Raw genomic sequence first — 11,002 nt, forward strand, 5'->3', positions numbered from 1 at the left:
TATCCAATATCTTACATATGGACTAAACGATATAATACTATAACTAGTTTCACTATATCTAGCACCAGATATTCCAATATCAATATCTGGTTGTTTTGAGACCCAAACATTCGCTTCAACTTGTGTGACCGCTGGATAACCTATTGAAGCACCAATATAAACATTGTCCTTGTGATAAACTTGTGACATTGATGGAATAATAAGCGTAGGTACACAGCCCGTTAGAACTACTGATAGAATTGTTAACATTACCATCACTATAACTCTCATAGGCTACCCTCCTTGATGTATGAATTATACTACATTCAAGATAGAGTTTCAATAGAAATCGCATAGCTGTTCAAGGAATGTATGGATACTCGTAGTCTTGAAGAATACTTTCCAATGTTATCTCTTACCGAATTAACTTTTTAAGTTACTCTCAATAAAACTCTAACTTGTATCCGTAGGTGTTGTCATTCATAATCCTAGTCCATAGGATATGGATTTAGGGGAACGTTATGGAGAGGCTAATGAAGCTAATTTTGATACTTCTAACTATTCTTATTTCTCCGCAAGTATTTTCTGAAACGAAGAAAGTTATATTCACTACCATACTACCTCAAAAGTGGGTTGTTGATAAGATTGTTGGAGATAAGTTTGAAGTAATATCAGTTGTAGATAAAGGTAGAGATTACCACACATTTGAGATCACTCCGTCGCTTTTAAAGAAAATAGGCGAGGCTAGTGTATATTTCTCCTTGAGTTTTGGTGATGCCGAAAAGAATATACTTGATAAAGTCAGAGGAACTTTTCCTAACTTGAGGATTGTTGATGTATCCGCTGGCGTCTATAAATTGAGATACAGGCATAGACATCACCATTCTTCTCATCATCACCATGGAAGATTTGACCCGCATATATGGACATCTCCGTTGAATATGAAAATAGTAGCAAAAAATGTGTATGAGGAAGTTGTGAGGATTGACCCACAGAACAAGGATTTTTACCAAAAGAACTATCAAAAATTACTGGAAGACCTTGACAAACTTCACCAAGAACTCAAGCAGATACTTGAACCTGTGAGAGGTAAAAAGTTTATGGTTTTTCACTCCACATTCAGATATTTTGAGAGAGATTACGACGTTTATGAAATAGCGATAGAACAAGAGGGAAAAGAACCAACACCAAAGGAATTGCGTATGATAATAGAAGAAGCAAAGAGAAACAACATTAAAATTGTCTTTACGCAACCTGTGTTCTCGCAAAATAGTGCCAGAATAATAGCAAATGAAATAGGAGGTAAAGTTGTTGAAATTGACCATGTTGATTACGAGTATATAGAGAATATGAGGAAGATTGCTATTCTCATAAGAGAGAGTTATAATTAGAAAGATGAAAGTAGCAGTAGAGTTTGATAGAGTAAGTTTCGGATATGACAAGAACAACAACATACTAAACGAAGTTAGTCTTAAGATTTACGAAAGTGAATTTATCACAGTTGTAGGACCTAACGGTACAGGTAAGACAACTTTCGTTAAACTCATTCTAGGCATTCTAAAACCAAATAGTGGGAATATAAAGGTATATGGACTAGAACCAATGAGATTTAGCGGTTTCTTTGGATATATTCCACAGGTTGGTAATTTTGATGTTCAGTTTCCAATAAGCGTTGAAGAAGTAGTTATAGGAGGACTCGTTAGACCTCTAGGAATTGTATCAAACCCTGATAGAAAGAGAGTAGAAGAGATCTTAAAAAGGTTTGGCTTATACAACTTAAGAAAACAACATTTCTTCTCACTTTCTGGAGGACAGCAACAGAAGACCTTGCTAGCAAGAGCGTTAGTTTCATCTCCTCCTATACTTATACTTGATGAACCTTCCTCAAATATAGATGTGAAGGGAGAGGGAGTAATATTTGAAATACTATCAGAACTAAAAGGAAGTAGAACTATTATTGTCATAACGCACGACACGGGATTCGTCAATAATCTTACTGACAGAACATTCTGCGTGAATAATGGTAGTATAGTAGAACACAATTCTAGACCAGATGAGGCTTTGGCATTACTCTTCGGACATTCAAAAACAGATAAAAAAGTTATCCATGGAGAATAGTTTATGGAATTTTTTTCTACTATCTTTGACCAAAACTTTTCTTTCATCAGGAACACTATCGTTCTATCCATAATTTCTAGCATTCCGATTGGGATTGTAGGGACTTTCGTCGTAGTCAATAGGATGAGTTATATAGCAGGTGCTATAAGTCATTCTGTTCTGGGAGGTATCGGCATTGCAATATACTTGAGCACCGTCTTTGAAACAAGTTTGATTACTCCCTCGCTTGGAGGCTTAATATTTGCTACACTTTCTGGACTTATAATATCTCTCTTTTATCTCTGGGGAAGAGAGAGAGTTGATACAGCAATAAGTGCTGTATGGATAATAGGAATGTCTATTGGTATAATATTCGCTTACTTCACACCGCGCTACACTGACCTTTCAAGTTATCTATTTGGTAACATCTTACTCGTATCAGTAGAGGATGTATGGTATGTGGTATTAATATCTCTAGTAGTCCTAACTGTGGTTTCACTATTCTTCCACCAACTTGTACTGGTAAGTTTTGACAAAGACTTCTCAATCACAAGGGGTATCAATCCTAAACTCTTATTAACTATACTGATACTACTTATATCGCTAACGGTATTCTTAATGGTAAAGATTGTGGGAACAATCCTTGCAATAGCACTGATTACTCTACCTTCAGCAATCTCAAATATGTTCTCAAAGAGAATTTCAGCGATAATATTATCCTCAATACTCATCGCTATGCTATCACAATTACTAGGCTTGTTCATAAGTTTTGAACTAGACATACCAACAGGTGTAACTATAACTATCTTACTTGGAGCAGGATATATACTCACTTTGCTCTCTAGAGGATTGGTTAAATTAAGAAACTACTAAACACTCACAGTGATACCTAAAGCAAACAAAACTACTACTTTCAAAACTAAGAATTAGATGTAATTCTTTCCTTTCCCCATAGTCTCTGCAAGAACCGAGAAAATTCTCTTCCTGATAGGGGTTTTGAATAAATTAAGTCTTCAAGGCTAACAAGTACTATACTGAACCAAAGGTTTAAGTAGCAAAAAAGTGTTTAGCAATCAAATTCCATACTCTTGCTTGCGCTTCTACGGAGATTAGAACCTGTTATATTTGATATTCAGAAATAATACTTCAAATATTAAACTATACTACCTTTAGTTTCTTTACAAAACTTTGAAAGTTATTAATGAGATTCTATACTTTGCTGGATTGATTTTCTTAATCAATAACGTTTATTTCAACTTCCTTTACGACTTTATCCTTTATTGTATAAGCCTTGAGTTCTGGAGTTCCGTTTCTCAAGGATGTTATCACGAAAATCACATGGTCTATTATTTCATTTCTCTCAAGGTCTGTTTTGGATGGGTATGGGTTTGTAATAGGATGAGAGTGAAAAACACCTATGAAATCCTTTCCTTTGTTATCAATATCATCAAGGACATTCATAAGTTGAACTGGATCCATCTCAAAAAATGTCTCACTCTTTGCTATGTTCTCCATCTCTATAACCTCATCAACCGTATCACCTAGTCCTGAAAGAACACCACAAGCCTCATAAGGTATATGCTTTCTTGTTATCTCTATCATCTTTTCATATACTTCTCTCTTGACCTTCATAAAATCCTCCTACCAATTCCACAAAGCATGATTGCTGAAATACCTACTTATTGAATCTGGAAACACAGTGACAATAACTCCACTGTCTAATGTTTTTGCTAACTCAAAAGCAGCGCATAAATTCATTCCTGACGAAGGACCTATGATAAGACCATACCTTCTTGAAAACTCTCTAACCATACTGTAAGCATTCTCAGTAGAAACAAAAAACTTACCATCAACTAGTGAATGGTCAAATATACCGGGAACCTTTGATGACGCAAGGTGCTTAACACCTTCAATGCCATGATATTCTGAATCAGGTTCAACAGTGTAGGTCCTTATAAAAGGATTAAATTCCTTCAGTCGCTTTGATGTTCCAACAAAGGTCCCACTAGTTCCAACCGAACTTACAAAGTGAGTTATCCTTCCTCTCGTTTGAGATATTATTTCAACTGCAGTAGTATTATAGTGCGCAAGATAGTTATTTTTGTTGTTGTATTGATCAAGTAGTATGTATTTATCAGGATTTTTCCTAACAATCTCCTCAACTACATCTTGAGAACCATCGGTTCCCTCAAGTGGGTCAGAATATATAACATTAGCACCTAGCATCTTAAGGATTTTCTTTCTCTCCTCACTAGCGTTAGCGGGAACGACTAGTGTTATTGGATAGCCCTTAATTGAACATATCATAGCATAAGCGATACCAGTATTACCAGAAGTGGCGTCTATGAGTATTTTATCTTTGGTAATTACTCCTCGCTTCTCCAAGTCCGATATTATGAAATACGCTGGTCTGTCCTTGACAGAACCACCAGGGTTGAAAAACTCCAGTTTCGCGTATATTTCAACATTTCTACTTATTTCTCTATACCAAGGCTCAATCCTCAAAAGTGGAGTGTTGCCAATCAATCTCAAAGTGTCAACCATAAATAAATTTTTCAAACAAAATTTTATTTGTAAAATTTTTCCTTATTCAACTTAATTATGACCTAATAGACTCCCAACTCCTAAAGCAAACTTTATAAAACCCATTAATGCTATGTTTTATTTCTTCAATTCTAGATTTAAATGATTCAAGTTTGAAATTATCTAGAATCGTAAGACTGATGACTTTTATAATAGATTAGTCTTTTGAGTGATGTTGCAAACTAGAAATTGTTAGTATGTTGGAGGTGTTGAGATGAAAGTCTTGATAGCCAATAGAGGTGAGATTGCTGTTAGGGTCATAAGAACCTGCAAGGAGTTGGGCTTTAAGACAGTAGCCGTCTATTCCGAAGCAGACAAAGACTCATTACACAGAAAACTTGCAGACGAGGACATATGTATAGGAGGTCCTTACAGTAAGGATTCATACTTAAACATACCGAGTCTAATAAGTGCGGCGACTATACTAGGTGCTAATGCTATACACCCTGGGTATGGATTTTTGTCTGAAAACGCAAAATTTTCGGAAATATGCAAAAATCATGGTATCACATTTCTAGGCCCTTCACCAGAGGTTATATCACTGATGGGTGATAAATCAACTGCGAAAAACACGATGAAGAAGTTCAACGTTCCTACTGTTCCAGGTAGTGAAGGTGTAATAAGCAATGTTGATGAAGCACTAGAAGTTGCTCGAAGTATAGGCTACCCAGTGATAATAAAAGCCACTGCTGGAGGCGGTGGTAAAGGTATGAGAATATGCTACTCTGCGGATGACCTTAAGAAACTCCTACCACTTACGCAAGCCGAGGCTCAAGCAGCATTCGGTAACCCAGGTGTGTATATTGAAAAGTATGTTCAAAATCCAAAACACATAGAGATACAGTTCATCGGCGATAAATATGGAAACGCAGTATCCTTTGGTGAGAGAGATTGCTCAATACAGAGAAAACACCAGAAACTGATAGAAGAGGCACCTGGTCCTACCATCACTGAAGAACAAAGACAAAAAATATCAAGTATTGTAACACACGCTGTAAGTTCAATTGGATACGTTGGTGCAGGGACGATGGAGTTTATTATGGATCAGGATGGTAACTTCTATTTTATGGAAGTCAATACAAGAATACAGGTTGAACACCCTGTTACAGAAGAAGTTACTGGATATGATCTGATTAGAGAACAGATGTTGGTCTGTCTTGGAGAGAAGTTGTCTGTAAAGCAAGAGGATATAAAGATGAACGGACATGCTATGGAGTTTAGAATAAACGCAGAAGATCCTTTCAATGAATTTAGACCTTCACCAGGTCAGATAAAGGTTTTACACTTACCCGGAGGATACGGAGTAAGAGTTGATACACATATCTATCAAGGCTACGAAATACCTATGTATTACGACTCTATGGTTGCTAAACTTATAGTCTGGGGTAAAAATAGAAATGAAGTGATAAACAGAGCCAAACGTGCATTAAGTGAATTCACGATTGAAGGAATACCAACAACTATACCATTCCACTCAAAAGTTCTAGAACACCCTGTATTCTTAAGCGGAACACACACAACTAGATTTCTTGAGAACTTCAGTATGTGAAAGTTATGAGAAAAAGAAACAATACAACAACGGAACAGAAAAGTAATATAAACTCCGAACTGAGAAACTTCGTTTCTAATAATTTATGGGGCTTAATTTATACTACCATAGCGGTGCTGTCGGTATTGATTATAATATTCCTTGGATTTGGAGTCTTCATACTGCTCCTCATCGTCGGAGGTCTAGCATTCCTATTAGGTAACTCAAAGGACAAAAATATTCCTCCCCTTCAAAACATAAAAAACTTCATAGACAGTATAAACGATAAAATGAAGAACCTTAAGTTATGAAAATACTCCTCATTGATACCTCCTATCTTAGGGCTTTTTCTATTGCTCTTATTGATGAAAATAGTTTTCACTCAAATTCTTTTATGTCAAAGTACAACTCCTCTTCCAACTTTTGGATAGAACTTGAGAGTTTGTTTTCTAAAGGGGAAATTGAAAACAAAAAAATAGATGTTGTTGCAGTTTCCATTGGTCCAGGCCCTTTCACATCAGTTAGAAATGCTGTCTCAGTTGCAAGAACAATCTCACAAACTACTGGCGCAAAAATAGTTTCATTCTCCCTAATTGAAGTAGTCTACAAAAATTTTCCTTTCAAGAAACCGGTAATTTTGTTTGATGGTAGAGCAAATAAATTCCTTGTCAAGCGTCCAGATATTGAGACTTTGGAACTAGTCGGAGAGGATGAGATAATGCAAGTCTTGAAAATGGAAGACTTGATCGTTTCTATAGGTTGTAGAGATATGGTTGAAAGAGTCGGTCTAATAACTCTAAATTTTGACTATCTACCTACGGATATGATATTAAATCTGGTCCTTGAAAAAACCAACAAAAGTGAATTTTCAAACTATCTTGAGGTATTACCTATTTACTATAAAGAAATACAAACAAAAACCTAGATTAAACTCTCTTAATTCACTACTCCATAAAGTCCAAATCCGAAACTGAATTCAATGAACTTTATTGTTAATCAAGATACTACTCAAATCAATCTATTAGTCTCCTATTTAGTGCCTTGATACCTGCTACTACTAAAACTACCGTAAATATTATTAAATAAACCAAGTTAGCAAGGTTTACACCACCATTTCTAAACATCTCAAGCCCATGGTATAAAGGAGAAACTGCAAACGCAATACCTTCAAACACATCTGGAAATACATCTAAAGGGAAGAATGTTCCTGAAAGAAACATAATAGGACTTATGTAAACATAGAAAAAGTAGTCAAAGAAGTTGATAGAAGGCGCAATAGCAGTTAGAAGCAATCCGAGACTACTAAAACATATTCCCACAAGTGCAGAAAGGGCAAATAGAGTTAGTATCTTGATAAGAGAAATCTCAACAAGACCAGAAATAGATAGCATTATAATACTTATCGCTGAAGATATAAGCCCCCTTATCACTGCCCAAAGCAATTCCCCGAGATATATATCAATCACTCCCGCTGGTGTGTTTAAGTAAGCATGAAACATCTTTCTATAATACATCTTTGAGAATGAGTTATAGGTTGTCTCAAAAAATCCATTATTCATAGAAGGTATGATAACTACGCTAGGTAGGATAAAATCAATGTATTTCACACCATTCACCTCACCGACTATCGTATTAAGACCAATTCCAAAACCCAGTATGAATATTAGTATCTCTAGAGAGCTAAATATTACACTGTACCAAGTCTTGCTCCAAGCGATAAAGTTTCTTTTCAGTATAACTACCCATTCCATAACTCCCCCGAATTAGACTTATCCAAGTCATTATCAAAACCTTTACCAGTGAGTATGAAAAACAGATCTTCAAGGTTTGAGTTCCTAATATTGAACTTTCTTATATCCTTGTCGCCAAATAGAGACTTAACATCCGATGGAGTGTCTGTGAAGATAAGTAAATGGTTTTCAAACTCTATTTTCTTGATATTCTGAATTTTTTCTGGAATATTAACTTTCGGGTATATCTCAACGGTGTATTTAGGTAGATATTTTTTTATGAGAGTTTCAGGATCACCACTCTCTATTATCTCTCCTCTATTCATGATAAAAATTCTATCACACAGTGACTGTGCTTCATCAAGGTAGTGAGTTGTTAAAATTATTGTTTTACCTCTCTCCTTTAGAGAAACTATTTTATCCCAAATATTCTTTCTTATCTCAGGGTCCAGTCCTACAGTAGGCTCATCTAGTATAACTATGTCAGGGTCGTTTATCAATGCCCTAGCTATCATAAGTTTTCTCTTCATTCCACCTGAAAGATGTTCTACCTCTTCGTTAATTTTCTCTATCATCTCAAGTTCTTCTAGTAGTTTAATTGCTCTCTCTTTTAAGACATTTGTTGATATTCCAAACAATTCACCAAAAAGTATTAGATTGTCAAGCACTGAAACATCACCGTCAAGACTATTCTCTTGAGGTGCTACACCTATGTATCTTTTTATTTCCTTAAGTCTTGTCTTCACAGGAAGTCCCATAACAGTTATATCACCTCTATCAACCTTAACAAGACCTATAATAGCCTTCACAAGAGTTGTTTTACCAGCACCATTAGGACCTAGAAAGCCAACACACTCCCCTCTATTTATACTCACACTTACATTCTTTAATGCTACAACATTAGGATAAGACTTGTATAAGTTCTTTACTTCAACTATTACCATAGACTACTTAGCAAAACCAATACTAGCAAGTTCCACATACAAACTTATGTTACCGAATGGGAAGACATAAAAAACAGGTATGCTCGCTTTATTAAGAACCAAATAATTGTTCATATTAGTGAATTCAACAAAACTATCATTTACCTCTTTTATCAAGAACATGTATCCAGTTTGGTTTGAGAGAGTAATAAACCTAGCGTTCGTTACCTCTAGAAACGCAACCTCAAATTGCTTATGTATGTTAGTACCTAGAGTTCTCCTATAAACTTCAGTTGCCAGATCGTTTATAATATCGTTAGTGTTGTATATCTCAATCCTGCCAAACTTGACACTATCTATTACTATCAAGTTATTAGTTCGGTCAAAGACTGCAGAGTTAGTATCCTTAAATGAACCACCTAAACTTATGGTATCTCTTCTTATGGTTTTTAGTGTGTTTTTATCAATATAAGATCTAACAGTATCGTCAACACTTACGAAAACCCCAATCCCCGGATATGTCTTAATTTTTGAAGTTATTATGATATTTGTAGTAGTTTGTTGAACCTTTATAATTGCCTCACCAGACCTTATTCCTAGAACAGAAAAGTAGTATTTTAGTTGTGTTACTTGACTATACCCACCTAAACACAATATGGATATGAGTATTATATAGAACATCTTGAACAATGAATTCATACATAACCTCTTGGAGCCATAGATTATGAATGATTTGGAACTGTAGGTTAGAAATTCTAGGCTACACAACAATTCAATGAAAACAGTAATACCTTCTGAACAACATCAGTTATTATTCAAACTTTATAATAGATGTTAGACATCTTTTAGAATAACTGTATGTTTTTGAGATTGCTTTTCATAATTCTTCTAGTATTTGGCACATTCTCCCCATCGTTTTCAAATACATTCTACCTTACGAACAATGTAATTGAAATATTCTCATTCGCAGAAACACTCAAAGGAAAACTTGAGTATGATCCTTACAGATCAAAGATCGTTGTTAGATTCTCAACCAATGTTATTGAATTTTTTGAGGATAGAGAGTTCTATATTCTAAACTCAAATTTTGTGATGCCATTCCTTGGTGGATTGATTAGGAGTAATTATAACTACTACCTACCTTTGAGTGTAGTTGATAGCATAGTATCATTCCTCAAGATAGAATGTAGGATAATCAACTTTTCAACTGCCAGGACACAACAGTCATCTTCAACAACTATAGAAAATACTAACAGAGTTTCTACTCAAACAAATTTTAGAACTGATATGACAACTCTATCGGAAATACCTACTAATTTCACACCTATAAAATTCATCATAATAGATGCCGGGCATGGTGGTAAGGACCCCGGTGCTATTCATAATGGTTTTAAAGAAAAAGAACTCAATTTAACTTATGCAAGAGCAATTGCCGCAGAACTTACTAGTATTCTACACCAAAGGGGTATAGATATTGTCCTAACAAGAAATTCCGATACCTATCTTACACTTGAACAGAGAGTAAAAATAGCTAATAACCTACTTAAGAGAACTCAAGGATATGGAATATTCATAAGTGTTCATCAGAATGCGTCTCCAATAAAGAGTAAAAGAGGTTTTGAGATATATTATGTTAGCGACCAGGCAGTTGATGATAATGCTAGGGAGGTTTTGGTTTTTGAAAATTCGTTCATACCTAAAGAAGAGGTAAGACAGGTTAGCGAACTTGAGAAAGTAATCGGAAAGATAAGAAGTGTTGCACTGATGGAAGAGAGCAGGATATTAAGTGAAAACATATCAAGGTCCATGAATACATTTTCTCCTGTTGTGAAGGGAGCTCCTTTCTATGTGATAAAATATATCCCAATACCTTCAATTCTTCTTGAAATAGGATATATATCCAACCCTGACGAATCAAGAATAATTTCATCAAAGGAGTATATTTCTTCGTTTGCTAAATCTTTAGCAAATGGCATAGATAAGTTTATAGAGGAATATAATCAAACAAGGGGCTTTACGATGCCAAGATAAAATACCATATCTACGAGAAGATCTCGCTTTTCATCAGTCAGGCAATAAAGTCTAAAATTTTTTGATAGATGCTTCATAAAATAGTTTAAGGTTATGGAGATGGATATTTTTAGTATATCACACCTCTTGCT

13 protein-coding genes are annotated in these 11,002 nt (G+C 35.2%); 7 read left to right on the forward strand and 6 right to left on the reverse strand.

Annotated features, from left to right (window positions below):
* Nucleotides 1–270, reverse strand: a 270-nt coding sequence (locus tag NZ579_07870; GenBank protein ID MCS7299851.1) for a hypothetical protein, incomplete at its 3' end; no start/stop codon positions are given.
* A gap of 230 nt (nucleotides 271–500) precedes the next feature.
* Between NZ579_07870 and NZ579_07875 the strand changes: the two genes are divergently transcribed.
* From NZ579_07875 to NZ579_07885, 3 genes are read left to right on the forward strand one after another with little or no spacing between them, the layout of a single operon-like run.
* Nucleotides 501–1,370 (forward strand): zinc ABC transporter substrate-binding protein, encoded by an 870-nt coding sequence (locus tag NZ579_07875; GenBank protein ID MCS7299852.1) that lies wholly within the window; start codon nucleotides 501–503, stop codon nucleotides 1,368–1,370.
* Between the two features lie 4 nt (nucleotides 1,371–1,374).
* A complete protein-coding gene (locus NZ579_07880; protein MCS7299853.1) occupies nucleotides 1,375–2,097 on the forward strand; it encodes an ABC transporter ATP-binding protein in 723 nt (240 codons plus the stop codon).
* A gap of 3 nt (nucleotides 2,098–2,100) precedes the next feature.
* Nucleotides 2,101–2,949: a metal ABC transporter permease gene (locus tag NZ579_07885; GenBank protein ID MCS7299854.1), complete on the forward strand. Its 849-nt coding sequence runs from the start codon at nucleotides 2,101–2,103 to the stop codon at nucleotides 2,947–2,949.
* A 360-nt stretch (nucleotides 2,950–3,309) separates the two neighbouring features.
* Here the strand turns inward: NZ579_07885 and NZ579_07890 are convergent, their stop codons facing one another.
* Entirely contained in the window at nucleotides 3,310–3,708 is a 399-nt protein-coding gene (locus NZ579_07890) for a M67 family metallopeptidase (GenBank protein ID MCS7299855.1), read from the reverse strand.
* Between the two features lie 9 nt (nucleotides 3,709–3,717).
* On the reverse strand, nucleotides 3,718–4,620 hold the full coding sequence (locus NZ579_07895) for a cysteine synthase family protein (GenBank protein MCS7299856.1): 903 nt from the start codon (nucleotides 4,618–4,620) through the stop codon (nucleotides 3,718–3,720).
* A gap of 253 nt (nucleotides 4,621–4,873) precedes the next feature.
* Here NZ579_07895 and accC point away from each other — a divergent pair, with 253 nt between their 5' ends.
* The 3 genes from accC (at nucleotide 4,874) to NZ579_07910 (ending at nucleotide 7,112) form a co-directional block, all read left to right on the forward strand.
* Nucleotides 4,874–6,208, forward strand: coding sequence for an acetyl-CoA carboxylase biotin carboxylase subunit (gene accC, locus NZ579_07900; protein MCS7299857.1), 1,335 nt, complete (start codon nucleotides 4,874–4,876; stop codon nucleotides 6,206–6,208).
* A gap of 5 nt (nucleotides 6,209–6,213) precedes the next feature.
* Nucleotides 6,214–6,498, forward strand: a complete 285-nt coding sequence (locus NZ579_07905) for a hypothetical protein (protein ID MCS7299858.1) — start codon at nucleotides 6,214–6,216, stop codon at nucleotides 6,496–6,498.
* A gap of 83 nt (nucleotides 6,499–6,581) precedes the next feature.
* Nucleotides 6,582–7,112, forward strand: coding sequence for a hypothetical protein (locus NZ579_07910; protein MCS7299859.1), 531 nt, complete (start codon nucleotides 6,582–6,584; stop codon nucleotides 7,110–7,112).
* 88 nt (nucleotides 7,113–7,200) lie between these two features.
* Here the strand turns inward: NZ579_07910 and NZ579_07915 are convergent, their stop codons facing one another.
* Genes NZ579_07915 through NZ579_07925 form a run of 3 tightly spaced genes read right to left on the reverse strand, consistent with a single transcriptional unit; the run spans nucleotide 7,201 to nucleotide 9,539 of the window.
* On the reverse strand, nucleotides 7,201–7,938 hold the full coding sequence (locus NZ579_07915; GenBank protein MCS7299860.1) for an ABC transporter permease: 738 nt from the start codon (nucleotides 7,936–7,938) through the stop codon (nucleotides 7,201–7,203).
* Complete coding sequence (locus NZ579_07920) at nucleotides 7,926–8,861, reverse strand: ABC transporter ATP-binding protein (GenBank protein MCS7299861.1); 936 nt, start codon at nucleotides 8,859–8,861, stop codon at nucleotides 7,926–7,928. Before NZ579_07920 ends, NZ579_07915 begins: the two co-directional genes overlap by 13 nt.
* Before the next feature lie 3 nt (nucleotides 8,862–8,864).
* On the reverse strand, nucleotides 8,865–9,539 hold the full coding sequence (locus NZ579_07925; GenBank protein MCS7299862.1) for a DUF3108 domain-containing protein: 675 nt from the start codon (nucleotides 9,537–9,539) through the stop codon (nucleotides 8,865–8,867).
* A 159-nt stretch (nucleotides 9,540–9,698) separates the two neighbouring features.
* Between NZ579_07925 and NZ579_07930 the strand changes: the two genes are divergently transcribed.
* Complete coding sequence (locus NZ579_07930) at nucleotides 9,699–10,871, forward strand: N-acetylmuramoyl-L-alanine amidase (GenBank protein MCS7299863.1); 1,173 nt, start codon at nucleotides 9,699–9,701, stop codon at nucleotides 10,869–10,871.
* Nucleotides 10,872–11,002: the final 131 nt, after the last annotated feature.

The organism is Spirochaetota bacterium, assembly GCA_025061835.1.
Taxonomy (GTDB): Bacteria; Spirochaetota; Brevinematia; order DTOW01; family DTOW01; genus SKYB106.